Below are 23,895 nucleotides of genomic sequence, written 5' to 3'. Positions count from 1 at the left end.
GTACCGGAGGCGGTTTTGAAGCGATACGCGATTCTCTATGTGACGACGTTCGTCGTCATGCTGCCGCTGGATCTGCTCTTCCTCGGCATCGTCGCGAAAGGCTTCTTCACCTCGCAAGTGGGCGACATGCTCGGCGAGGTGCGTATCGCGCCGGCGATCCTGTTCTACTGTCTGTACATCGCGGGGATGCTGATCTTCGTCAGTGGCTCACCCGACACGACCTGGCGCTCGACCTTGCTCTATGGCGCGCAGTTCGGCTTCTTTTGCTACGCGACCTTTGAGCTGACCTCGCTGTCGCTGCTCAAGCACTGGACCTGGCCGGTGGTCGTCGTCGACATCGCCTGGGGTACCTTCGTCACGGCGACGGCATCGACATTGGGTCTGCTGATTGCCAACTGGCTGGCGCCGAAAGTCTGAGCGCTCGTTGCGAACAGGTCTCAAAAAGAAAGAGGCGCCACGACATCATCGCGGCGCCTCTTTTGTATTTCAGTCGGCTGCAGCGTTACTTGGGCTGCGGGACGATGCGGATATAGGGCTTCGGCTCTTTCCAGCCGTTCGGATAGATCGTCTTGGCTTCGTCATTGGTGACGGAGCCGGCGATGATCACGTCTTCGCCCTGCCGCCAGTCGGCCGGTGTTGCGACGCGATGCTTGGCGGTCATCTGCAGTGAATCGATCACGCGCAGGATTTCTTGGAAGTTGCGGCCGGTGGTCATCGGATAGACCAGCACCAGCTTGACCTTCTTGTCCGGTCCGATGATGAAGACGTTGCGCACGGTGGCGTTGTCCGCGGCGGTGCGGCTGTCGGCATCGCCCGCCACGTCGGCCGGGAGCATGTTGTAAAGCTTCGAGACCTTGAGGTCGGTGTCGCCGATCATCGGGAAGGTCGGGCGGGCGCCCTGGGTTTCGTTAATGTCGTCGACCCACAGCGCGTGCTTGTGCACGGGGTCGACGCTGAGGCCGATCAGCTTGACGCCGCGCTTGTCGAACTCCGGCTGCAGCTTGGCGAGGGCGCCGAGCTCGGTGGTGCAGACCGGGGTGAAGTCCTTCGGATGCGAGAATAAAAGAGCCCAGCTATCGCCGATCCAGTCGTGGAACTTGATGCGGCCAGCCGTGGTTTCGGCCTCGAAATCGGGGGCGACGGCGTTGATCTGGAGCGTCATGATGGACCTCATGTCATTCTGATTACAGATGAATTTTGTGGGCCGATTATAAAGGCGCACGCTGGTAAATGGAACTGTCCGGCAAAAAGGACAAGAACTTTCTTCAAATTCGGCGCGCGCTGGCATGCAGTTTCACGCAAGGCGCCTGCGGCAAAATACCCACGCAACATGATGTTATCGTATGCCGCGATGTTGCCGCCCGTCCGGCGCAATCCCGCCTGACCGCATCGCCACATCAGATCGAACCCAGCAGCGTCTCGGCGCGACTGAAATGCAACGGTTAGGGATAAGAAGAACTCCTGTCCATCTCTTAACCGAGCGTTAAGTCGCCCATGGAATTGCTGGGCTATGTTGAGAAATATGCTGCAAACAGAAGAGCTTGAAATGTCATCCGCTGCCGCTGCCGACCTGTTCGGCGCCATCGAAACCTCCACCATCAACAACCATCGCGCCGCGGCGCAGGCGCTCGCCATCGTGCGCGACGGCGTCATCACCGGCGAAGGTCCGACCACCCGTGGCCGTATCCATTTCTCCCGTGCGCTCGATGCCGATGACGCTGCCTGGTGTGAGCGCATCCTGGGTGCGTCGGCACTGGCCAGCCAGCCGGTCAGCCGCGACGAGGCCGAGGCACTGTTTGCGATCAACGAAGCTGCAGCCGAGCGCAGCGATGACGGACGTTTCGACGACCTGTTCGCCAAGGCTGTCGTGCATCACGCCGCCTCCGCGTCTGGACTGCCGGTGCCATCGCGTACCATTGCACTGTCGCCCGATGTGGCCATCGAGACCTGGGCGCCGACCAAGGCCGTCGGCGTGAATATCGAAGTGCTGGAATGGATCGCGTCGCAGATGCGCGCCAAGCGCGTCAGCAATGCCGCCATCATGACGCTGGTCACGACCGTGGTCGGCGCCGCGACGCTGCAACTGCCGAACGTGTTCGACATCGGCATGTAAGCCGGTCGCAGATCATCAGAATAGGAAAACGGCGGAGCGTGGCTCCGCCGTTTTTTGTTTGGGCCGCCCCTTACTTCCCGTCGAGTCCGACAGTCCGGCCCGGGAAACCGGCGACATCGAAATATTTGTGCTCGCCGACCTTCTGCAGTTGCAGCACCGTGATCAGACCCTGATCGTCGGGCGCCGAACGCATCACGTCGGTCGTTGCCGTCGGCGTCTCGCCAGTCACCGTCGCTTCACTCATCACGCGGCCGATCAGGCTGCCCTTGGCGTCGCGCTTCAGGCCAAGCAGATGCGCGGCGGTCATGCCGGTATCGGCATTGCTGACCGGCAGGGGATCGACGAAGCCGGCTTTGAAGTCCGGTCCGATCGCCGCCATGAAGTTGTGGGTATCGCCACGTCCGAACGAACCATGCATGCCCTGGCCCTGACGCAGCACGGTGTCGGCGACCTCGACCTGGCACGCCGCCGGCTCTTCGCAGCCCTCCGAATAGGAGCGGAATGAGACGACGATCGCGGGATGCGGGGTGACCGCCTTGCCCGACAGGTTGATCGACGACAGTGGCAGCGCGCCGGGGAAGGAGCCGAGCGTATCGTCGACGAAGATGCCGCTGATGTAATCCTGCTTCAGCAGCGCCTTCACCGTGCGGCCGGCGAGGTCCTTGTCGCCGGTCGGCAGATAGATCAGGTCGGAGCCGCCATTGGTGGCGATGATCAGCTCGGGCTTGTCTTTGTCCTTGCCGATATAGGCGTTGCCGGCCTTCGGATAGGCGTTGTCGGCGACCGCGGCGAACTTGTCATTGGGATCGAACAGCGGCAGGTCGAGCGACTTGGCGAGATCGATGGCCAGGAAGCCCAGCGGCAGGAAGCCTTCCGGGGTGTCGGCATAGGTGCCCTTGATGGTCGCCGAGGTCTTGCTCTCCTTGGAGATCGTCGAGAAGCCGTGATCCGCCGAGATCATGATGTTGGTATTGGCAGCGAGGCCGAGATCGTCCAGCGTCTTGCGCAGTTGCGCGAGGTTGTCGTCGGCATTTTTGATCGAGGCGAGCGAGGAGGGGCCGTTGATACCGGGCGTCACCTTGTTGAGGCTGTCGCCCTGGTTGTGCTGGGTGCCGTCGGGATCGCGCGACCAGAAGATCAGCACGAACGGCTTGTTGCGTGCCTTGAACATCGGCAGCACCACTTTGCTCGCGACATCGGCCATATAGGCCTGCTGCTTGATATTGGCTTCCGTGGTGCCCGGCGTCTTGGCGTCGCCAGCCTTGCCGTTGTCGCCGCGGCCGGGTGTTTCCACCGCGAGGCCAGCCTTCGCCAGGGCGTCCTTCATCTCGTCAGATAGGGGAATGCCGAGCAGCTTGCCTGCTTTGTCGACGCCGCCGGTGTGGTCGTCGATGGTGATGGTCTCCTTGCCGGTGCGCTCGGTATGATCGAACATCAGCGTTGGGCCGACCTTGCCGATTGCGGCGGTGGAATAGCCGGCCTTGCGCGCGGCCTTCAGCAGCGTCTCTTCATTGAGGTAATCGCCGTTGAACTGCTCGTCGAGATCGCCGAGCACCTGATCATGTTCGATGAAGGGGATCGGGCTGTTGTTCTGCACCGGGGTCGGGTGGCCGGTATAGATCGAGTTCGAGAACACGCCGGTATCGCCGAGATAATGGCCGGACGCCATGCCCGACGCATTGGCCATGGTGAAGGTCGGAAACAGCGAATGCGAGTTCTGGAAATTGACGCCTTTATCCCGCACTGCGGACATCGCGGGAGCCGTTTCCGGCGTCACTTTCAGCGCCCGAAGCCCATCAGGTACGAACAAAATGAGGTTGCGGGGAGGGCTGTTTTGGGCGAAAGCCGTTGTTGCGGATATAAGAGTAAGACTGAGGGAGAGGATGGTGGCGCAGCGCATGAGAAACCTCGCTTCGAAAGAACTCGGCCGATCCGGTCCAGACGTCTTCTCTAGTTTTTGTCCGCGACAGAATTGTTACGACTGCGGCGCCATGCCACATTGTACCGTCGACCCCATCTTTCCGATCCCGCCTCAAGGTTGCAAGTAAGACAGCTCATGTTCAAAAAAATTCTGATCGCCAATCGCGGCGAGATCGCCTGCCGGGTCATCAAGTCCGCCCGCAAGATGGGTATCAAGACCGTCGCCGTCTATTCTGAAGCCGATCGCGATGCGCTGCATGTTGAGATGGCCGACGAGGCCGTGTTCATTGGACCTCCGGCCGCGGCCGAGAGCTATCTCCTGATCGAGAAGATCGTCGAGGCCTGCAAGCAGACCGGCGCTGAGGCGGTGCATCCCGGCTATGGCTTCCTGTCCGAGCGCGAGGCGCTCCCGCGCGCGCTGGAGGCCGCCGGTATCGTGTTCATCGGCCCCAATCCCGGCGCCATCGCCGCCATGGGCGACAAGATCGAATCCAAGAAGGCGGCAGCCAAGGCCAACGTTTCCACGGTGCCGGGTTTCCTCGGCGTCATCACGGACGACAAGCATGCCGTGAAGATCGCCGACGAGATCGGCTATCCCGTGATGATCAAGGCCTCGGCTGGCGGCGGCGGCAAGGGCATGCGCATCGCGCATTCGACTTCGGAAGTGGTCGAGGGTTTCAACCTCGCCAAGGCCGAGGCGAAGTCGTCGTTCGGCGACGACCGTGTCTTCATCGAGAAGTTCATCGTCGATCCCCGCCACATCGAAATCCAGGTGCTCGGCGACAAGCACGGCAACGTGATCTATCTCGGCGAGCGCGAATGCTCGATCCAGCGTCGCAACCAGAAGGTCATCGAGGAGGCGCCGTCGCCGCTGCTCGACGAGACCACGCGCCGCAAGATGGGCGAGCAGGCCGTGGCGCTGGCCAAGGCGGTGAATTACGACTCCGCCGGCACCGTGGAATTCGTCGCCGGTCAGGACAAGAGCTTCTACTTCCTCGAAATGAACACCCGTCTGCAGGTCGAACATCCCGTGACCGAACTCGTCACCGGCGTCGACCTCGTCGAGCAGATGATCCGCGTCGCTGCCGGCGAGAAGCTGCAGCTTGCCCAGAAGGACGTCACGCTGACCGGCTGGGCCGTGGAGTCCCGCGTCTATGCGGAAGATCCGTTCCGCAACTTTCTGCCGTCCATCGGCCGCCTCGTGAAGTATCGTCCGCCGGCCGAGAGCAAGTCCGACAACATCACCGTGCGCAACGACACCGGCGTGCAGGAGGGCGGCGAGATCTCGATCTATTACGATCCGATGATCGCCAAGCTTGTCACCCACGCCCCGTCGCGCGCCGCCGCCATCGAGGCGCAGTCTCATGCGCTCGACGCCTTCTATATCGACGGTATCAGACACAACATTCCGTTCCTGTCGGCGCTGATGAGCCATCCGCGCTGGCGCGAGGGCAATCTCTCCACCGGCTTCATCGCTGAGGAATTCCCGAAGGGCTTCGCCGCCAGGGCGCCGGAGGGCGAAGTCGCCCGCCGTATCGCTGCGGTGGCGGCTGCCGTCGACTCGATCTACGGCGAGCGCAAGCGGCAGATTTCTGGCCAGATGATCGGCCGGCCGGTGACCCGTGCCGGTCGCCGCGCCGTATGGCTGGAGCGTGAGGAGATCGCGCTCGATGTGGCCCGCGATGGCGATGTCGTCACCGTGGCCTTCGTCGGCGCCGACGGCAAGACCGGTACGCCGCACAAGCTGTCGTCGTCCTGGAAGCCCGGTGTGCCGGTCTGGGAAGGCACCATCGATGGCCACAACGTGGCCATGCAGGTGCGCCCGATGGCGTCCGGCATCCGCATCGCGCATCAGGGCTACGAGGTCGCGGTCAATGTCTTCACCGAGGCCGAGGCGGCTGCTGCGCGCCTGATGCCGGTTGGCGTCAAGGCCGATACCGGCAAGAAGCTGCTGTGCCCGATGCCGGGTTTGGTTGTGTCGATTGCTGTGACCGAAGGTCAGGACATCAAAGCCGGCGAAACCCTCGCGGTGGTGGAGGCGATGAAGATGCAGAACGTGCTGCGCGCCGAACGTGACGGCACCGTCAAGAAAATCCATGCCGCTGCCGGCGCAACGCTGGCGGTGGATGCGCTCATTCTTGAATTCGCGTGACGACGTCCCGGCAACGCCGCTACGGCCTCCGGGCGATCCTGTCCGGCGATCGCTGCATGCGTCCGGGATCGGTCTATGACGCGATCTCGGTGCGCATTGCCGAAGACCTCGGCTTCGAGGTCGGCATGTTCGGCGGCTCGGCGGCGTCGCTCGCCATTCTCGGCGATCCCGACATCGCGCTAGTCACGCTGTCCGAACTCACCGAGCAGATGCGGCGCATGTCACGCGCCGGATCGCTGCCGGTGCTGGTCGATGCCGATCACGGCTATGGCAATGCGCTCAATGTCCGCCGCACGGTGGAGGAGCTGGAAGCCGCCGGCGCCGCAGGTCTGACCATCGAGGACACGCTGCTGCCCGCCGCCTTTGGCGAAGCCAAGGCGCAGCTGATCTCTCCGGAAGAGGGGCTCGGCAAGGTCAAGGCTGCACTGAATGCGCGACAGGACCCGGCGCTCGTCATCGTCGGTCGCACCGGCGCCGCGTCGATCACATCCGTTGATGACGCGATTGCGCGTGCCAAATCCTATGAAGCCGCCGGCGTCGACGCGCTGATGTTCACCGGCCTCAAGAGCCGCGCCGAGCTGCAGGCGGCAGCTGCTGCGACGACGCTGCCGATCGTGCTCGGCAACCCCACCGATGACATGGATTGGGATTTCCTCAGCGCCCAGCGCGTGCGCATCGCCATTCAGGGCCATGCGCCGATCTCCGCGGCGACCGCCGCCGTTCATGCGACTCTTAAGGCGGTACGCGAAGGTGCGGGGCCGAAGGAGCTGAAGAATCTTGCCTCAAGCGAGTTGATGGAAAGCGTCACCCGCGGTGCCGTCGTGAAACAGCGCGGCATCGATTTCCTGGGACTCAAGAAATAGATGAGCGACGTGATCCGTCACGTGATGATCCTCGGCCGCGTGCAGGGCGTTGGCTATCGCTACTGGACCGGCCAACAAGCCTCGTTGCTCGGCCTCGAAGGCTGGGTGCGCAACCGCCGCGATGGCAGCGTCGAGGCTGTGTTTGCGGGGCCGGCCGACATTGTCACTGACATGATCGAGGCGTGTCGTCGTGGTCCGACGGCCGCGCGTGTCGATAGCGTCGTGACGAGCGATGCCACGCCAGACATGCTTGCCCTGCGCGTCAACGGCGAGGTTTTTTCGCAATTGCCGACGCTGTAATTTCGATCGCGTCGCTCAGACCGTTGTTTCCGCTGCGAACTGCTCGGCCTCGCCGAACACCTCTCCGAACGCCTGCCGCAGCGCCACGTCTACGTCGGTCATGCTGACGGGCAGGCCGAGATCGACCAGGCTGGTGACGCCATAGCGCGGATCGACCACGCCGCAGGGCACGATGGCATCGAAATGCGCCAGATCCGGTTCCACATTGATGGCGATGCCGTGGAAGGAGACCCAGCGCCGCAACCGCACACCGATGGCGGCGATCTTGTCCTCATATCCTGCGCCCTTGTCGGGCCGGGCGATCCAGACGCCAACGCGGTCCTCGCGCCGCTCGCCCTTCACGTTGAAGGCGGCCAGCGTCCGGATGATCAGGTCTTCCAGCGCCGCCACATAGGCCCGCACGTCCGGCCGGCGCGCCTTCAGGTCGAGCATCACATAGGCCACCCGCTGGCCGGGGCCGTGATAGGTCACCTGGCCGCCGCGGCCGGTCTCGAACACCGGATATCGGGCATCCAGCAGGTCGTCCGACTTGCCTGAGGTGCCGGACGTGTAGAGCGGGGGGTGTTCCAGCAGCCAGACCAGTTCCGGCGCCGTGCCCTCGGCAATGGCGGCGGCCCGGGCTTCCATCTCGGCCACGGCGTCCGGATAGGGAATCGGGGCATCGGACACCCGCCATTCCACCGGCCGGCCGGCGAGGCCTCGAGAAAATGGTGTCAAATCGAGGGTTTGGCGGTCATTAACCATTGGCTAACCATAACATGTTGATCTCGCAGGCACCGCAATCTTGCGTCTGTGCGATCCTGCATCTGGGAATTTGAGGCCGACGTGCCAACCCTCGATAAAATTACCGTCGATATCATGGTGGTTCTCGGCACCACGTCCATGCCTGTCCATCAGGTGATGCGGCTGAGCCGCGGCGCCATCATCGAACTGGATGCCACAGAGCAGGACGAGGTCAAAATCCTCGCCAATAACCTGCCTGTCGCCAGTGGCGTGGTGATGGTCGATCGCAACCGGATTGCGGTCGAGGTCAAGCAGATGCTGCCGCGGTCGCCTGACCACAGATAGGTGGCCGGGAGAGGCCAAGAGGCCTTGTCTCCCCATCATTGGTTTGTTACATCGGCGCCGGTTGATCCGGCCGGGCGATTTGCCCTCGCCGGATTTCTTTAGCGCTCGTGGCGGAATTGGTAGACGCGCTGCCTTGAGGTGGCAGTCCGTAACAGGGTGGGGGTTCGAGTCCCTCCGAGCGCACCACAGACCTCAATAAATCCAATGATTTGGCGGAAGAAGTTGCGAAACGGGGTGATCTCCGGGGCGCGGCTATGCGGGCTCACCCGCTCGCTGCCAGCGCCAGCGCGCAGAGTGCCGCCACAACCCCGATCACAAACGTCGTGCCATAGCCGAACAATCCTGCCGCATAGCCGACAGCTGGCGCCGTCAAACCAATAGCGAGATCGAAGAAGGCGATGAAATTCGCCACCGCGCGGCCGCGTTGTTCGATCGGCACGCGGCGCGTGGCCTCGACGCCCATCGACGGGAAAATCAGCGAGAAGCCGATGCCGGTGACGAGTGCGCCGAGCAGTGCGAGCATCGGGCTCGTGGACAGCCAGATCAGCGCCTGGCCGAGCGCCTCGATGGTTAGCGATGTCATGGCCACGCGGGCGCCGCCGAACTGGTCGGGCAGGTGGCTGCCGACCAGGCGCACGACAATGAAGCCGGTCGAGAAGGCGGCAAGCGCGATGCCTGCGCCGGACCAGCCGCGTTCGACATAGGTCAGGGCCAGAAAGCCGGTGATCCCTGCGAAGGGAATGGTGGCCAGAAACAGGACCGTGCCGGAACGCCAGATCAGTCCGATCACCTTGTAGAATGGCGTGCGTTCGGTGCTGCCCGACACAGGCACGTCGGGGATGGCGTAGGCGATCCCCAGCGCGATCAGTGGCGAGATGGCCGCAAGCACGCCGACGCCGGCAAAGCCGATCGAAGCGTAGACCGCGAGGCCGATCGGTGCGCCCAATCCAATCGCCGAATACATGGCGATGCCCTGCCACGACATCACGAGACCGGTGCGGTGCGGGCCGAGCCGTCCGATGCACCAGCTCATGGCGCCGGTGATGAACAGGCTTTCGCCGAAGCCGAGCGCGACGCGGCCGATCAGCAGCAGCGTGAGCTTGCCTTCGGCCGGCAGCGGCGCCACGGCCGCGAGCAGATAGAACAGGCCGGCCAGCGCTGACAGCGGCAGGCCGAGCCGGATCGCGTAGCGCGCGCCGTGATGGTCGCTCAGCGTGCCGGCGCGGTGACGTGTCAGCACGGTCACCACCGACTGGATGCCGATGGCGAAGCCGATCACGCCGGCCGAGAAACCGAGCTGGTCATGGATGTAGAGCGAGATCGGCGGCAGCGGCAAACCGACCGAGAGGAAGCCGAAAAAGACGATCAGCACCTGCTTGATCAGGCTCTTGCGGTCGTCGCGGCTGAGCGGTGCAAGCTTGGACGCAGCTTTGGGGGGAGCGTTCTGATTCATGTCGACGTGCTTTCGAGGCGGCCAGCCACACTGGGGCTGTCCGGAGCTGAGCACGTTGAGTGACGTTAACGCTTACGGCGGGGAGACACCCTGCAAGCGGCTGGTTACGGCGAAGCAGGTTCCGCTGTCAAGGTTGTATAGTGCGGGAAGCGCTGCCGCACGATCGCGCTTAGGCACGGCGCCCGAACATGTCGCTCTTCGTTCGGCCGGTCGGTGCCACGCCGTCGTTTGACAAAAGTCCGTTGGCGCGTTGCGGGTAAATCTCCAGATGCATTGTAGTTGTCATCATCCTTTAGCGCTCGGGTAACGACTTGCCAGTAGCAACGCCGCCGTCCGGCAGCTAGACATGGCCGGTAGCGTCGATCTTCCGGAGCGGACATGAAATATCTGAGCTATGCCTATCGTTTCATCTCCAACTTTGCCTTCCTGGCGCTGGTCTATTTCAGCCTGAATTTCGTCGGCACCTACCAGCAGCGCGCCATCGTGGCGGCCCTGGTGCTGGCCTATGCGGGGATGCGGGCGATCTCGGCGCTGCGCACCTTCATCTTCTTCAAGGCGATCGAGAAGCTCGAACTCGAAGCACGCCGGCTCGGCGGCCTGTCCGGTGAAGGCCCGGCTGCCGTGGCAACACGGAAGATGGTTGTGAAGGACGTGGTTGAGCAGCGCCAGGCCGGCGAGATGAAGTCCTATATCGACCTGCTGTTCCTTGGCATCATCGTGGTGCTGTGTATCGCCAAGATTGTCAGCTGATCCCGGGGCGCTCAGCGTGGGGCGGCAACTGCCCTCGGATGCAGGCCCGGCGGAATGGCGCCGGGGATGGTGCGTTTGGCAGCACTGGCGTCGAGCGAGATCAATTGCCCGATCGCATCTGAAGCTGAGCCGCGGACGGGCACCGTCTGCTGCGCGTGATGCGGCAGCCGGACCAGCGCATTGACGGGCTTGCTGTGGCGCTCGGTGATCTCGAACAGGTCCTGTGCCGGTACCGGCAACGACGCAGTGTTCGTCATCGCATGCAGCGTCGCGGCGCGCGGCCACGGCGCCTGTTCAGGCAATGGCACGGCGCCCCGCCGCCGATCGAAATTCCTGCTCAGCGACAGCATCTGGTCGGAGGCCGAGATCGCCGGCGCGGGCAGCATGTCGTCATGGGCGAAGGCGAATGTCGGCACCTTGTGCCAGCGCGTGACGGCCACGGTCTCCGACACCGGATGCAACTGCCACTGCTGCGGCTCCGTGGGCGTCTTCGGCTTGTCGGGCGTGGCTGCCTCGACATGGACGATGCGATAGCCGCCGGCCTTGAGGTCGCGCAGGATGCCGGGCAGGGCGGCGACGGTGCGCGGCTGGATATCGTGCAGCAACAGGATGCCCTTGCCCTTGGCGGCGATGCGCGAGATCGCGAGGTCATGGACCTTCTGCGACGACACATGGCGCCAGTCGTCGGCCGGGAAATCGGCGCTCCAGGTCTGGATCCCGCGCGAGGCCAGATAATCCTCGACCACACTGGCGCGCAGCAAGCCGGGGATGCGGAAGAACGGCGACAGCAGCGCGGGATCGCCGAGCGCCGCCGTGGTGTTGGCGATGCCTTCGTCGATTTCCTGCTGCGCCTTCTCGATCGGCATGCGGTTCATGCTGAGCGGATGGTTCTGGCTGTGGGTGCCGACGGTGTGGCCGAGCGTGATCAGCTTGCGCACGCCTTCGGGATGCTCCTTCGCCATCCGGCCGATGATGAAGAACGTCGCCTTCACGCACTCGGAGGCCAGGATATCGAGGATCGCATTCGAGTGTTTCGGGATCGGGCCGTCGTCGAAGGTCAGCACGACCTCCTTGTCCTGCAGCGGCAGCGTCTCGGCATATTGCATGGTGCCGATCTTGGGATGTTCGCGGGGATCGACCACGATGGTGCGCGAGGTGCCGAGCGCGCCGGGATTGCCCGGGCACGCCTCGGCCGACAGAGCGCTGGTGGTGGAGGCTGCGGCGGCGGTGAACAGGGTCAGGCCGGTGAGCAGGCTCAGGCACAGAAGGCGTTGTGCCCGGTCAGTCGTCGCCTTGTTCATTGGTCGATCCGTCACTCGCTTTGATGTCGGCCGTGAAGTTACCGGGGCGGCTGTGAACGCAATGTTAATCATGTCCGCCCGCCGACGGTATTTTCCGCATCCTGATGATCGCGCGTTCTACTGGGAACTTGAGCGGGCAGAGGACCCTGCGGCCGGCGGCACGATATGCACGACGCGGTAGCGGTTCTCCCGGAGATAGCGCAGGAAATCGGGCAGCATCGCGGCAGTCTGCGCCTTGGTGTCGTGAAACAGGATGATTCCCCGCCCGGCGGCCTTCAGCCGGCCGGTAATCAGCTCCAGTTGCTGCTGCGGGGTCATGGGATTCCAGTCGCTGGCCCAGAAATCCGCGCCGAACACCGCAATCCGGCGGGACTGCAGCATGTCCAGCAAAGCCGGTGTCGATTCGAAATAGGGAAACCGAAAGAACGGTGTGGTCGGCACGGTGGTGGCCTTGCCGTTCAGGGCCATTTCGTCGGCGCTGATGCCGCGGTCGATCTGTTCGACGGCGGCCGCAGTGCTGATCTTCTTGAGATCGGCATGGGCGAGGGTGTGATGGCCGATGGTATGGCCCTCGGCGGCCATGCGCTTCACCAGCGGCGCATTGGCCGTCGCGCTGTTGCCGATCAGGAAGAAGGTCGCGCGGACACATTCGCGCGACAGCGCCGTGAGAATTTTCGTCGTGGTCGGCGCGTTCGGACCATCGTCGAAGGTCAGCACAACCTCGCGGTCTTCCAGCGGCAGCGTATCCGGAAAGCTCTGGGTGCCGACGCGTGGATAGGTCTTCGGATCCACGGTGAGAATGCGTGCGGTACCGAGCGTATCCTTGCGCGGGCAGTCTTCGGCATGTGCGACGACGGTCGATGCAATCAAGGCAAAGATGGCGGCCTTCAACACGATCACGACACTTTCCCGGCCGCTGATTTCGCGCGCCGCATTTTTCCGATTGCATCAGGCATTGCGCATTGGGTAATGCCTGAGGCGAGCTTCCGTTCACAGATGGATTAGCGCATTTCCGACAGGATAGCGCTAGCTCCGTCACCCCCCAAACAAGCAGGCGAGGTGCGGCATGGCCGATGACGTCGATCTCGCCCAATCGGTCGCTCCCGAGGAATTGTCGGCGCTCGACAAGATGCCGATGCGCGATGCCGAAGGCGACATTCGCCCCGAATTTGTCGAGGCGATCTCGCACGCGGTTCAGGTTGCCGATACCGCATTTCTCAAGGAGATCGTCGGCGAGCTGCACGAGGCCGATCTCGGCGATCTGATCGAAGCGCTCGATGCCGATGAACGCGTCAGCCTCATCGAGCTGACCGGCACGGATTTCGACTTCTCGGCGCTCAACGAAGTCGACGACACCGTCCGCGAGGAACTGCTTGAGGAACTCGAGCCGGAGACCGTGGCCGAGGGCGTTCGCGAACTCGATTCCGACGATGCCGTCGAACTGCTGGAAGGCGTCGACGAGGAGGTCCAGGACGAGATCCTCGAGAAGCTGCCGCTGTCCGAGCGCGTGGCGCTTGAGCACAGCCTCACTTACCCGGAAAACTCCGCTGGCCGGCGGATGCAGACCGAATTCATTGCGGTCCCGCCGGACTGGAATGTCGGTCAGGTCATTGACTATATGCGCGAAACGCCGGACCTGCCGGATCGGTTCTACGAGATCTATTCCGTCGGCGCCGATCAGCGCTGGCAGGGCGCAGTGTCGCTGGACGCGCTGCTGCGCGCGCGCCGTCCGGTGCTGCTGGCCGATCTGATCGACGAGGACCGCCGCCGCGTCTCGGTATTGGACGATCAGGAGGAAGTGGCGCGGATGTTCGGCAAGTACAATCTTGTCGCCGCGCCCGTGGTCGATACCGATGACCGGCTGGTCGGCGTCATCACCATCGACGACGTCGTCGACGTCATCGAGGAGGAGGCCGACGAGGACCTCAAGGCGCTCGGCGGCGTCACGTCAGACGAAGAACTGTCGGACAATTTCTGGACCATCGCCAAGGGCCGCTTTACGTGGCTGCTGATCAATCTCGCCACGGCCTTCATCGCGTCGTCGGTGCTGGGCCTGTTCGAGGACCAGTTGCAGCAGATGGTGGCGCTGGCGGTGCTGGCGCCCATTGTCGCCAGCCAGGGCGGCAATGCCGCAACCCAGACCATGACGGTCGCGGTGCGCGCATTGGCGACGCGGCAGCTCAACCCCAATAACGCGATGCGCATCGTGATCCGCGAAGGCCTTGTCGGCCTGATCAACGGACTGGCCTTTGCGGTGATCACCGGCGTCGCAGCCTATGCCTGGTTCAGGACGCCCGGTCTCGGCATCGTCATCGGCCTTGCAATGATCTGCAATCTGATCGCCGGCGCGCTCGGCGGCATCCTGATTCCGATGGTGCTCGAACGCGTCAAGGCCGATCCGGCCGTGGCCTCCGGGACATTCGTGACCACGGTGACCGATGTGGTCGGCTTCTTCGCTTTCTTGGGGATCGCGACGCTGTGGTTCGGGCTGAAGTAGTCCGCAGTCCGTATAATGGATAAGGCGCAGCGAAACCCATCGCTTTCAATGCACCTGATGATGGATTTTGCGAAGCAGTATCGGAGGCAGAGCGTTATTGTGGCTACGAAGGGGGGCGTTGCTTCTACATTAGCGATAGTGCTTTGTATGCCGTCGATGTCTCTTGCAGATAGCAGGAATGGGGAACGGATTTTTCTAAGCCGTTGCGCCATGTGCCACGGAAATGACGTTAAGGGCACAGGGCCTTTGGCTGACAAAAGCAATCCGCCTGCACCCAATCTCACGACACCCGCGTTCAAGAAGCGCCTACTTGATTATCCCGGCGTCATTGTATCGTCTGTGATACTCCGTCCCAACGGCGATCTTATTCCAAGGACCTTGCGGGAAAACGGCGTCAAATTGCCTCCGTTCGCATGGACGGTTAAGGACTTTCGCGATCTGAATGAGTATCTGACTGACAAGATCGCCAAGACCAAATGATCAAGGTGTCGCGCAATTCCTGATGACTCGTGGCTGATGGGACTGAACCCGAGATGGGAACGCTGTTGCCGGATGCATGAGGGGCTGTTTCGATAGCGCAACGAATTCATCGTCCCCGATGGGATCGGTTGACCCTGAACGAAGAACGATAAGTTGACCCAAGCCATCGGATCTCCGCTCATAAGCTCGCTTAAGCGAAATAATGCTCAGTTGAATCGAATTTCTTAGTGAACTCGTCGACGGCGGAAATTACGTCGTCTCGACTTGAGACGGCGCGCACAAGTCCAGATGGTCCGTTGAATTGGATATAGACCTTATCCGGCGCGCTTTTTTGAACGCGCGCATCGGTCTTCCAAGACAGATCGCCTGTATTGATCTCTTCAACTCCCTTCAGATCACAAGCGCGCGCAATCGAACGAATGACTTGCTTCGCTTGCTGTACTGTAATTTTCATTGATTGAATATTGTCAATCGAGATTGCTACGAGCACTACCTTTTCGTCTGACACGCGCATGAAAACGCGATCGGAAAATGCAATTCTGTGCTCACGATAACTCGAATGGAATAGCGCCGCGAAAAGCGATGCCGCCAAATTCTTGGCTTTCAAGATGATCCCAGAACGCTTCATCTTGGCCCCACATCCGCAATCAATATCTTGCGATGCATCGCGCTAGTCTTTCGTAAATCCAAGCGCAAACCCACCCCAGTAACCAAAATACCGAGAATCCAATGAGCGCCAAAAGCGCAAACAATGATTGTCGCTGCTGCTCTAGCTGTAAGGCGAGGAGCTTCATGCGATTGATGGGACTGCACACCATTCATTGAGGTCTCGTTCCGATTCCTGTTTCCCCGTTACACGCTAGCCGTGATGGTCGCCCAAATCGATTACATGAGCATCGCCAGGGCAAAGTCGATACAGCCTCTGGAGTTCATCGCCTTGAAGGATTATGGTTTCTGGGGTCAGGCCTCCCTGCTGCGCGATCCAGTGCTTTATCTCAAGAGGAAACATTGAATAGAGGAGCTCCGTTGCCTGGTGGTTGGTGACACGTTGGCCATTGGAGCCGATGTCCCAAGCAGCTCTGAAGCCGAATTTTGCGTTTGAGGTTAGGCAGATTCTGTCGCGTTGCATTGTCGCAAGCATAATTGTGCAGGCGCCCAAGCAAACCCCATCGACAACGATCAATTCGCCTGCGTCACGCAAACGTTGATACTTGTCGAGGTAATCTCCTATTCGTCCACCCTGATCATCGGTAATGCGGACCGTTGCGTGACCAGCTCCTACGCCACCAAGCACGAGCACGGCGACTAGCATCCCCGCCGATAGCTTCATTTTTTCTTTGCCCCAGCTCAACCGTCCCGTTGCATTCAACGATCCGGATAATAGTAGTGTCAATTGAAATTCGTTTTGTGAGGAAAGCGAAGCTATCGCGGCTAGATGGATAGCGAGAAGCTTGCACTTTTGGGGGCCAACGCTAGACCGGAATACTGTTGCCGGATGCATGGAGGGCTGTTTCGATAGCGCAACGAATTCATCGTCCCCGATGGGATCGGTTGACCCTGAACGAAGAACGATAAGTTGACCCAATCCATCGGTGCTTCAGTCGGCAGCGCCAATACGTCGTTTTCCATCACGGAGTCTCCTTCGCACCTTCTCGCCATGCCGGTACGGAACATTCACCGCTCCTTAACGGTAATAGTCGACCATCGCGCGCAATGAGGTCGAACATGCGCTTGCGGTTGAAGGCTGACGGACGGATCGTCGAATTGCGGGACGGGCACGAAGTGCCGCTGGTGCCCGATATGCCTGTTGTGCCGGAGCCGGTCGCGGTGCGACCCGGCGAAGCGGAAGTTCGCAATCTGCGCCGCCGTGCGCAGCTGACCCAGATGGAATTTGCCGCGCGTCTTGGCGTTCCCGTCGAGACGATCCGTAATTGGGAGCAGGGCAAGCGCATGCCGCGCGGTCCGGCCCGTGCCTTGCTGACGGTGATCGCACACGCGCCGGAGACGGTGTTCGCGGCGCTTGCACCGGTTGCTGCGGACGCCTGAACGATCGTTGTGGATTATCGCCTGCGCTGACGCGCCGGTCATGTCCGGGACAAGCTTGTCGGCGTTCGTATCGTTGCTCCGTCAGAGGAGAAGATGATGCAGTTCGTGGAAGCAAACGGCGCCCGCATCCCGGCCATTGGCCTTGGGACATGGGAACTGCGTGGCCGCATTTGTGCGCGTGTCGTCGAGCAGGCGATCCGGCTCGGCTATCGCCACATCGACACCGCACAGGTCTATGAGAACGAGCGCGATGTCGGCGAGGGCATCCACGCGTCGCACATTCGCCGTGACGAGATGTTCGTGACGACCAAGGTCTGGACCACGCATTTCGCGCCTCACAATCTCGAACGCTCCGTGAAGGAGAGCCTGACCAGGCTGCGGATGACCGAGGTTGATCTGCTCTTGCTGCACTGGCCGAATCCGCAGGTGCCGCTGGAGGAAACCCTCGGCGCGCTGGCGCACGCCAGGCAGATGGGCCTGACCCGGCATATCGGCCTGTCGAATTTCACGGTGGCGCTGATCGAACAGGCGGTGGCCGCATGTCCCGTGCCGCTGGTCTGCGATCAGGTCGAGTACCATCCCTATCTCGATCAGGCGAAGGTGCAGGGCGCCTGCCGGCAGAATGGTCTGGCCATGGTCGCCTACAGCCCCATCGCCCAGGGCAATGTCCGCGGCGATGAAACGCTTTCCGACATCGGCAAGGCACATGGGAAGAGCGCAGCACAAGTGTGCCTGCGCTGGCTGGTCCAGCAGGGCGCGGTGGCGATCCCGCGCACCTCCAAGGTCGAGCGTCTGTCGGAGAATATCGATGTGTTCGATTTCATGCTGTCCGAAACCGAGATGTCCAGGATTTCGCATCTGGCGCATCCGAAGGGGCGGCTGACCGACTACGGCTTCGCGCCGAAATGGGATTGATCCATCAGGCCAGCCGGCATTTGCCGCATTGATCTTGTGGACGGGATGGCTCATGCAGTGACACCGTCCGGCAAGCCAAGGGCCTCATGTTCTTCACGTTCTCCAAGATGCTCGGTTTCTTCACGGAGCCGTCCAATGCGATCGCCATCATCTGCGTCATCGGCATTGTGCTGGTGCTGCTGCAGCGCCAGCGTGTCGGAACATTGCTGGTGACCTTTGGCATCCTGTTGCTGCTGCTGTTCGGCTATTCGCCTGTTGGCAATGTGCTGATGCTGTCGCTGACCGAGCGTTTTCCGAAATGGCAGGACGATGGCCGTGCACCCGACGGCATCATCGTGCTCGGCGGCGCCATCGATTCGGATTCGTCCGCGGCCCGTGGCTCGCTGGAGATCAATTCGGCTGGCGAGCGGATAACGGCGATGCTGGAGCTGGCGCGCCGCTATCCGCAGGCGCGTATCGTCTTCACCGGCGGCGCCGGCAGCCTGATTGAAAAGTCGCTGTCCGAAGCGCCCGTCGCTGGCGAGCTGCTGCGGCGTTTCGGCGTGGCCCCCGAACGCGTCACGCTTGAAACCGCCTCCCGCACCACGGACGAAAATGCCGCCTTCACGGCAGGTCTGGTGTCGCCGAAGCCCGGCGAGCGCTGGCTGCTGGTGACGTCCGCCTGGCATATGCCGCGCGCGATCGGCGCGTTCCGCAGGGTCGGATTCGATGTCGACGCCTATCCGGTGGACTGGCGCACGCGCGGCTGGATCGATGCCACCGAGACATTCGATTCCGCCAGCGCCGGCCTCGGCCGGAGCGACATCGCGGTTCACGAATGGGTCGGGTTGATCACCTATTGGCTCGCCGGCCGCAGCAGCGAGTTGCTGCCGGCGCCGAAGAAGCGGTGATGCGTCACTCCACCTTCGGCAGTCCCAAACGGTACACGCCGCGGAAGTCGTTGGGATCCTCGACCGGCTTGCCCTTGCGATAGATCACGAGGCGGCCGTCCAGAGCGAGCGCCACGGCGGCGCGGCGGATCGGCATCAGGAGCGCGTGCCAGTCGCCCTCGGGCTCGATCACATGGGCGATCTCAGGCGGGCTCAGCGTGCCCGCGCCGTTGCGGGTGAGCGCGTCGAGGATCGCCTCGTCGAGCGGCAAGGGCTTCGGTTTCGGGGCCAGCTTGGCGGCTGACGGCTTCGGGGTCTTCGGAGGGGATTTGGCCATGCACTGCCATGACCGATCGCACCGCGCGACGCAAGCTGTGGCATGGCGGTCATGGCGCGGGGGAGGGCACGACGCTATGATCGGGCCAGTCGGCGTATAGAAGTCTCATTAGCCCCATGGAACCAAGGCACCTCATCCGCGCAGCGATTGCCGTCTCGGTGGTCGGCCATCTCGCTTTGGCGGCCGGGGTCTATTTCGCCGATGCGCGTCCGATGGAGCAGCATGAGGAGAGCGTTGCCGTCGATCTGGTAACGCCGCAGCAGCTAGCCGAGGCGCAGAAGAAGGCCGAGGAGACGCCGCCGGAGCCCGAGAAAAAGCCCGAACTGGAAAAACCGGAATTTCGGCTGCCCGACCTGACCAACAAGCCGACCCTGGAAGAGCAGAAGACGCAGGCCGTCGCCGCCAAACCGCAGTCATCGGCGCAGAACACCCCGCCGCAGCCACAGAAGACGTCGCCGCAGCAACCCGCACCGTCACCGCAGCAACAGGCGGCCCAGCAACCGCCGCCGCCTCAGCAGCAACAGGCCCAGCAGCCGCAGGCCACTCCCGCAACGCCGCCTCCGTCACCGCCACCGGCCGCGCAGCCGCCGTTGCAGCAGCAGGCCGCCTTGCAGGCTCAGCCGCCGGCGCCGCAGCCGGGCCCACAGCAGGCGCCGCCACAGCCCGAGGCCGATATCACCGTGAAATACGGCGTCATGCTGGGGCTGCCTGAAGGCTTCGGCGGCGGGGCCGCGTCGGAGCAGGCGGATCTGTCGAAGCTGGATATCGCCGCTTTCCGGCGGCATCTCAAAACCTGTTCGAAATTGCCCACCACCGTCGCGCGCGGCGATGACGCCAAGGTCAAGCTGCGCGCCGTGTTCTCGCCGGACGGCCGGCTGGTTGCCGAGCCCACGGTGATCGAGGTCCGGCGGCCGGCCAAGGCGGCGCTGCTGATGCAGGCAGCCAAGCAGGCGCTGGAAGCCTGCCAGCCTTATGCGATGCTGCCGGCCGACAAATACGACGAGTGGAAAGTGCTCGATCTCGATTTTACGCCGCAGGATTTCGCGGGGTAACCCTGATTTCGGCGTCGGGCGCCATGGCCTGCCAGGCATTGGAGGCGAACTGCCGGCGCCAGGTCACGATCACCACGGCAGCGGTCGAGACCAGAAACACCCAGGGGCTGACGAACCAGCCGAGATAGCCGAGCGCGAAGAAGAAGGCGCGCTGCCCGCGGTTGAAATGCCGGGCCGCTGCGCCAAACATCCTGGTCGTGCGCACCACATGGGCTTCGGCTTCTGGCGTGTCGCGCTTCGAGGCCAGCGGCATCGCGCCGATCAGGATCGCAACATAGTTGAACAGCCGGTACGACCAGGCGAATTTGAAGAACGCATAGACGAAAATCAGAATCAGCCCGAAGCACTTGATCTCCCACATGCCGGGCGTCGTGTTGAAGCCGAGCGGCAGGTTCTGCATCATCGGCATCACTTCGTTGGTGGCGCGCAGCAGCGCCAGCGAGCCGCCGATGGCGATCAGCGTGGTCGAGGCGAACCACGCGGTGCCGTTCTGCAGCGACGTCATGATGTGGGTATCGACGATGCGCGCCTCGCGCTCCAGCAGACGGCGCATCCAGACCTCACGATAGGCGTGCATGCGCGCCGACAGGCTGTCGCGGCCGTATTTGGTGTGCTCCAGCGTGATCGCATAGGTCGTCCACTCCAGGATGAAGAAGCCCAGCGCGAAGACGTCGACCCAGGAATAGTTGATCATGAAGCACCCATCGTATCGATTGGCACTTCTGCCACGCATGCCGTGATGCAGCAACAAGCCTGTGCACGCGGCTTGCTTGCAGCGGCGCATGCGTGGCAATTTACCGGTCTCGCAAGGAGTGGTTGATGTCGCTGACGCTGGTGATCGGTAACAAGAATTATTCGTCGTGGTCGATGCGGCCATGGGTTGCGCTGAAGGCCTGCGGCATCCCCTTCGCGGAGGTGTTTGTGCCGCTGTACACGGATGCCGCCGACAAGCAGCGCATTCTCGATGTGACCCCGTCCGGCAAGGTGCCGGCGCTCGTCGATGGCGAGATCACGGTGTGGGATTCGCTGGCGATCATCGAATATGCCGCCGAGCTTTTTCCGGATGCAAAGCTGTGGCCGGAAGACCGGGCTGCGCGCGCCCATGCGCGTTCGGTGTCTGCCGAGATGCATTCCGGCTTCATGCCGCTGCGCAACGAATGCGGTATGAACCTGCACCGGCCGGTCCGGGCGAAGGCGCTGTCCCACGATGCCAAGGCCAATATCCGGCGCATCCAGCAGATCTGGGCCGATTGCCGCGCGCGTTATGGCAAATATGGGCCGTATCTGTTCGGCGCCTTCAGCGGCGCGGATGCCATGTATGCGCCGGTGGTGCACCGGTTCCTGACCTACGACATCGATGTCACGCCGGAAGCCCGTGCGTATATGGATACGATGCAGGCGCTGCCGGCGTTCCGGCAATGGACCGATGAGGGTCTCGCGGAAACCATTGTCATTCCGCGCTTCGAGGATGACTGAAACGTTTCGGTCGGAACGGGCCCCGGGTCGCGCCGCCACGATTTCGTCATGACCGGGGCCGTGCCATAACAACCGCATATTGCGGGTTCATGGCAGCCCGACTTTCTTTGGAAGCATTTTCTTCGGAAGCAGGGCTTTCTTTGGAAAATTGGCTTCCACATCTGCGGGGACGACTCGATGAACGGGGTATGGGCGAATTCGCTCGATCAAATCTGGCGCGCGCCGACGCTTCCGATGTGGCTTGCGCTGGCTGCCTCCGTCTTCTTCGCCCTGATCGTGCTGGCGACGCTGCTGCGCGCCGAGAAGTCCGTCGCCAATGGCGCGCTGACCGTGATCACGCTGCTGGCGATCGGCGTTGCCGCTGCAGCGACGCTGCGCAAATCCGAAACCGCAGGGCAGGACGCCTCGCACGCCGCCGTTGCGGCGCCTCAGGTGAATGCCTCGCTGCCGGCGCTGTCCTGCCTCGACGATCTCGCCGGCGATATGGTGCTCGCGGGCTGCGAGAAGGTGTTGTTCGGCTCGGCGGATTCGGTGGCGGCTGCCGTATCGGCCTCGGCTGCGCAGATCAATCGTTTGACGTCGTATGGCGATGTCGCCGCAGCGAATAAATCCATGACACCCGAACTGGCGGGGCTGCGCCGCGCGATCGAACGCGATCGCTACGGCCTGATCGCCTATGTGCTGCAATCGCGCGATCGCTGCATGCCGGAGAGCTGCGCTGCCTATGCCGCGCTGACCGATCACAAGAAGATTGCCGCGAATATGGAAGAGCGGACCTATGAAGGCCTCGTGACGCGCTATGCGCCGGGCTGGAATGCGCCGCCTGCGGCTGCAGCCGCTGCGACGGGCGCGCTGGCCGGATTGCCGGCCTCGGTTCCGACCGGCAAGCCGACCACGGCCGATTTCCCGTCATCATCCTCGATCCCGCCCATCTCGATCATGACGGAAACGCCCGTGAAGCCACCGGCGGCGGCCAATGCGCAGGCGCCTGCGCCGCGCCCAGCCACGGCAACGCCGCCACCTGCGGCCGCGAAGAAGCAACCCGCACCGAAGACCGCCGCTCGTCCACAGGCGCCTGCCGCCCCAGCGCCCGTGCAGCTTGCACCGGAGGCCCCGCCGGCCGATAACTGAGCGGTGGATAACGCCTTGTAAAACCGCGTCGCACTGCCGATTTCTGACCCATGCCCCTGCATCTCATCAAGCTCGCCGTCGGCTGCGAATCCATCGCGGATTTCAAAAGCTATCTCTCCGAACGGATGCGCGCAGCGAAAGCGCGCGGCGCACCTCAGCATCACATCCACATCACCCGCATGGTGCCGAAACGCGATGTCGAACTGCTCGACGGCGGCTCGCTCTACTGGGTGATCAAGGGCGAGATCGCGCTGCGCGAAAAGATTCTTGCGATCGAACCGTTTCGCGACAGCGACGGTATCAATCGCTGCCGCCTGGTGATGCAGCCGAAGCCGGTCACGGTCGCGCCGCGTCCGCTGCGCCCGTTCCAGGGCTGGCGCTATCTCACCGACAAGGACGCCCCGCCGGATCTCGGCAAGGCCGCAGCGAGTATCGAAGCGATGCCGGAGCCGATGCGGCGCGAGCTGCGGGAACTGGGACTGCTGTAGGGCAGGGCTCGCTCGTCATTCCACCCCACACGCTCGTCATTCCGGGGCGCGCGTCGCCGGCGAAGCCGGCAGAGCGCGAACCCGGAATCTCAGAGTGTTTGGCGCGATCGGAGCCTCCCATGTTGAGATTCCGGGTTCGCGTCCGGCAAGTGCCGGCCGCGCCCCGGAATGACAGTTGGGGGCGACCAAACATTTTTTCCTATCTCTCATTGACAATATCCCTCCATGGACTATATTCCCCTTCGTCCTGCCCCACCGAGAGGGGCGATCGCGATCGTCACGTTCGCGGGGCAGGATGCGGTGGACGCCGGAGATGCGGCGTTACGCGGTTCATGGGTGACGTCTGTCTTCGGGCAGGACGGATCTGCGCCAGCACTGCCACTGGCAAGGAGACGGCCGACCTTCGGATGGAAAGAACCTCTGGACAGTGTGACGGACGACCAAATCGAAACGCGTCCGGCTTACTCGCTTGAGGCTCCCTGTCCCTCCGCCGTGGGACCATCATTTTGGTGATCGGACCGTTCGCCAAGGCAAAGTGCAAGCAGGCTGAAAAAACACCGTATGCGGAACGTCGGGCACTCGCTCGGCGCCTCCGAAAGTCCTGATGCACTCAAAATTGCGGAAGACCGCATCGCATCAGGCCCAAGGGTGCAACGGGCACCCGGCGTTCCGCACGCCCTCTCA

At 62.7% G+C, this 23,895-nt stretch carries 27 protein-coding genes and 1 tRNA gene; 18 read left to right on the top strand and 10 right to left on the bottom strand.

Annotated features, from left to right (window positions below; translation table 11 throughout):
- Positions 1-15: 15 nt before the first annotated feature.
- A complete protein-coding gene (locus AB8A38_RS07280; RefSeq protein ID WP_439085531.1) occupies positions 16-417 on the top strand; it encodes a DUF2177 family protein in 402 nt (133 codons plus the stop codon).
- A gap of 85 nt (positions 418-502) precedes the next feature.
- Here AB8A38_RS07280 and AB8A38_RS07275 read toward each other — a convergent pair whose 3' ends face one another.
- Positions 503-1,162, bottom strand: coding sequence for a peroxiredoxin (locus AB8A38_RS07275; RefSeq protein WP_439085530.1), 660 nt, complete (start codon positions 1,160-1,162; stop codon positions 503-505).
- Positions 1,163-1,230: 68 nt separating this feature from the next.
- Here AB8A38_RS07275 and AB8A38_RS07270 point away from each other — a divergent pair, with 68 nt between their 5' ends.
- Positions 1,231-1,446, top strand: a complete 216-nt coding sequence (locus AB8A38_RS07270; protein ID WP_439085529.1) for a hypothetical protein — start codon at positions 1,231-1,233, stop codon at positions 1,444-1,446.
- 100 nt (positions 1,447-1,546) lie between these two features.
- Positions 1,547-2,113, top strand: a complete 567-nt coding sequence (locus AB8A38_RS07265) for a hypothetical protein (protein ID WP_439085528.1) — start codon at positions 1,547-1,549, stop codon at positions 2,111-2,113.
- 70 nt (positions 2,114-2,183) lie between these two features.
- On the opposite strand, the gene AB8A38_RS07260 is transcribed toward AB8A38_RS07265, so the two are convergent.
- Entirely contained in the window at positions 2,184-4,013 is a 1,830-nt protein-coding gene (locus tag AB8A38_RS07260; protein ID WP_439085527.1) for an alkaline phosphatase family protein, read from the bottom strand.
- A gap of 156 nt (positions 4,014-4,169) precedes the next feature.
- On the opposite strand from AB8A38_RS07260, the gene AB8A38_RS07255 reads away from it, so the two are divergent.
- The 3 genes from AB8A38_RS07255 to AB8A38_RS07245 are packed head-to-tail and all read left to right on the top strand — an operon-like array spanning position 4,170 to position 7,348.
- Positions 4,170-6,185: an acetyl-CoA carboxylase biotin carboxylase subunit gene (locus AB8A38_RS07255; protein ID WP_439085526.1), complete on the top strand. Its 2,016-nt coding sequence runs from the start codon at positions 4,170-4,172 to the stop codon at positions 6,183-6,185.
- A gap of 56 nt (positions 6,186-6,241) precedes the next feature.
- Positions 6,242-7,048: an isocitrate lyase/PEP mutase family protein gene (locus AB8A38_RS07250; RefSeq protein WP_439088474.1), complete on the top strand. Its 807-nt coding sequence runs from the start codon at positions 6,242-6,244 to the stop codon at positions 7,046-7,048.
- Positions 7,049-7,348: an acylphosphatase gene (locus AB8A38_RS07245; protein ID WP_315841719.1), complete on the top strand. Its 300-nt coding sequence runs from the start codon at positions 7,049-7,051 to the stop codon at positions 7,346-7,348.
- 15 nt (positions 7,349-7,363) lie between these two features.
- Here AB8A38_RS07245 and lipB read toward each other — a convergent pair whose 3' ends face one another.
- Complete coding sequence (gene lipB / locus AB8A38_RS07240) at positions 7,364-8,092, bottom strand: lipoyl(octanoyl) transferase LipB (protein WP_439085525.1); 729 nt, start codon at positions 8,090-8,092, stop codon at positions 7,364-7,366.
- An 81-nt stretch (positions 8,093-8,173) separates the two neighbouring features.
- On the opposite strand from lipB, the gene AB8A38_RS07235 reads away from it, so the two are divergent.
- Positions 8,174-8,416, top strand: coding sequence for a FliM/FliN family flagellar motor switch protein (locus AB8A38_RS07235; RefSeq protein ID WP_068730739.1), 243 nt, complete (start codon positions 8,174-8,176; stop codon positions 8,414-8,416).
- Between the two features lie 101 nt (positions 8,417-8,517).
- A tRNA-Leu gene (locus tag AB8A38_RS07230) sits at positions 8,518-8,602 on the top strand.
- 76 nt (positions 8,603-8,678) lie between these two features.
- Here the strand turns inward: AB8A38_RS07230 and AB8A38_RS07225 are convergent.
- On the bottom strand, positions 8,679-9,869 hold the full coding sequence (locus AB8A38_RS07225) for an MFS transporter (RefSeq protein WP_439085524.1): 1,191 nt from the start codon (positions 9,867-9,869) through the stop codon (positions 8,679-8,681).
- A 378-nt stretch (positions 9,870-10,247) separates the two neighbouring features.
- Between AB8A38_RS07225 and AB8A38_RS07220 the strand changes: the two genes are divergently transcribed.
- Entirely contained in the window at positions 10,248-10,619 is a 372-nt protein-coding gene (locus AB8A38_RS07220; RefSeq protein WP_092151266.1) for a hypothetical protein, read from the top strand.
- Positions 10,620-10,630: 11 nt separating this feature from the next.
- Here the strand turns inward: AB8A38_RS07220 and AB8A38_RS07215 are convergent, their stop codons facing one another.
- Both AB8A38_RS07215 and AB8A38_RS07210 read right to left on the bottom strand, forming a co-directional pair.
- Positions 10,631-11,920: a polysaccharide deacetylase family protein gene (locus tag AB8A38_RS07215; protein WP_439085523.1), complete on the bottom strand. Its 1,290-nt coding sequence runs from the start codon at positions 11,918-11,920 to the stop codon at positions 10,631-10,633.
- Between the two features lie 117 nt (positions 11,921-12,037).
- On the bottom strand, positions 12,038-12,814 hold the full coding sequence (locus AB8A38_RS07210) for a polysaccharide deacetylase family protein (protein WP_439088473.1): 777 nt from the start codon (positions 12,812-12,814) through the stop codon (positions 12,038-12,040).
- A 172-nt stretch (positions 12,815-12,986) separates the two neighbouring features.
- Between AB8A38_RS07210 and mgtE the strand changes: the two genes are divergently transcribed.
- Both mgtE and AB8A38_RS07200 read left to right on the top strand, forming a co-directional pair.
- Complete coding sequence (gene mgtE, locus AB8A38_RS07205; protein ID WP_439085522.1) at positions 12,987-14,417, top strand: magnesium transporter; 1,431 nt, start codon at positions 12,987-12,989, stop codon at positions 14,415-14,417.
- Positions 14,418-14,432: 15 nt separating this feature from the next.
- Positions 14,433-14,897 (top strand): cytochrome c, encoded by a 465-nt coding sequence (locus tag AB8A38_RS07200; RefSeq protein ID WP_439085521.1) that lies wholly within the window; start codon positions 14,433-14,435, stop codon positions 14,895-14,897.
- A gap of 190 nt (positions 14,898-15,087) precedes the next feature.
- Here the strand turns inward: AB8A38_RS07200 and AB8A38_RS07195 are convergent, their stop codons facing one another.
- Positions 15,088-15,525, bottom strand: a complete 438-nt coding sequence (locus AB8A38_RS07195) for a hypothetical protein (protein ID WP_439085520.1) — start codon at positions 15,523-15,525, stop codon at positions 15,088-15,090.
- 231 nt (positions 15,526-15,756) lie between these two features.
- Entirely contained in the window at positions 15,757-16,290 is a 534-nt protein-coding gene (locus AB8A38_RS07190) for a hypothetical protein (protein ID WP_439085519.1), read from the bottom strand.
- 332 nt (positions 16,291-16,622) lie between these two features.
- Here AB8A38_RS07190 and AB8A38_RS07185 point away from each other — a divergent pair, with 332 nt between their 5' ends.
- The 3 genes from AB8A38_RS07185 to AB8A38_RS07175 all read left to right on the top strand — a co-directional run bounded on the left by AB8A38_RS07185 (position 16,623) and on the right by AB8A38_RS07175 (position 18,748).
- Entirely contained in the window at positions 16,623-16,943 is a 321-nt protein-coding gene (locus AB8A38_RS07185; RefSeq protein ID WP_439085518.1) for a helix-turn-helix domain-containing protein, read from the top strand.
- A 96-nt stretch (positions 16,944-17,039) separates the two neighbouring features.
- On the top strand, positions 17,040-17,858 hold the full coding sequence (locus tag AB8A38_RS07180) for an aldo/keto reductase (RefSeq protein WP_439085517.1): 819 nt from the start codon (positions 17,040-17,042) through the stop codon (positions 17,856-17,858).
- Positions 17,859-17,944: 86 nt separating this feature from the next.
- Entirely contained in the window at positions 17,945-18,748 is an 804-nt protein-coding gene (locus AB8A38_RS07175; protein ID WP_439085516.1) for a YdcF family protein, read from the top strand.
- A 4-nt stretch (positions 18,749-18,752) separates the two neighbouring features.
- Here AB8A38_RS07175 and AB8A38_RS07170 read toward each other — a convergent pair whose 3' ends face one another.
- The gene (locus AB8A38_RS07170) at positions 18,753-19,064 is read right to left on the bottom strand and encodes a DUF3253 domain-containing protein (RefSeq protein ID WP_439085515.1); all 312 of its coding nucleotides are present in this window, start codon (positions 19,062-19,064) and stop codon (positions 18,753-18,755) included.
- A gap of 116 nt (positions 19,065-19,180) precedes the next feature.
- Between AB8A38_RS07170 and AB8A38_RS07165 the strand changes: the two genes are divergently transcribed.
- Positions 19,181-20,116 (top strand): hypothetical protein, encoded by a 936-nt coding sequence (locus AB8A38_RS07165; RefSeq protein ID WP_439085514.1) that lies wholly within the window; start codon positions 19,181-19,183, stop codon positions 20,114-20,116.
- Here AB8A38_RS07165 and AB8A38_RS07160 read toward each other — a convergent pair.
- Positions 20,091-20,807, bottom strand: coding sequence for a DUF599 domain-containing protein (locus AB8A38_RS07160; RefSeq protein ID WP_081421764.1), 717 nt, complete (start codon positions 20,805-20,807; stop codon positions 20,091-20,093). The genes AB8A38_RS07165 and AB8A38_RS07160 overlap by 26 nt on opposite strands.
- A 128-nt stretch (positions 20,808-20,935) precedes the next feature.
- Between AB8A38_RS07160 and AB8A38_RS07155 the strand changes: the two genes are divergently transcribed.
- From AB8A38_RS07155 to AB8A38_RS07145, 3 genes are all read left to right on the top strand, one after another.
- The gene (locus tag AB8A38_RS07155; RefSeq protein ID WP_439085513.1) at positions 20,936-21,592 is read left to right on the top strand and encodes a glutathione S-transferase family protein; all 657 of its coding nucleotides are present in this window, start codon (positions 20,936-20,938) and stop codon (positions 21,590-21,592) included.
- A gap of 177 nt (positions 21,593-21,769) precedes the next feature.
- Positions 21,770-22,723 (top strand): hypothetical protein, encoded by a 954-nt coding sequence (locus AB8A38_RS07150; RefSeq protein ID WP_439085512.1) that lies wholly within the window; start codon positions 21,770-21,772, stop codon positions 22,721-22,723.
- A gap of 50 nt (positions 22,724-22,773) precedes the next feature.
- Complete coding sequence (locus tag AB8A38_RS07145; protein WP_068730674.1) at positions 22,774-23,211, top strand: DUF1489 family protein; 438 nt, start codon at positions 22,774-22,776, stop codon at positions 23,209-23,211.
- Positions 23,212-23,895: the final 684 nt, after the last annotated feature.

Source organism: Tardiphaga sp. 839_C3_N1_4 (assembly GCF_051811045.1).
Classification (GTDB): domain Bacteria; phylum Pseudomonadota; class Alphaproteobacteria; order Rhizobiales; family Xanthobacteraceae; genus Tardiphaga.
This window is presented reverse-complemented; position numbering and strand designations above follow the sequence as displayed.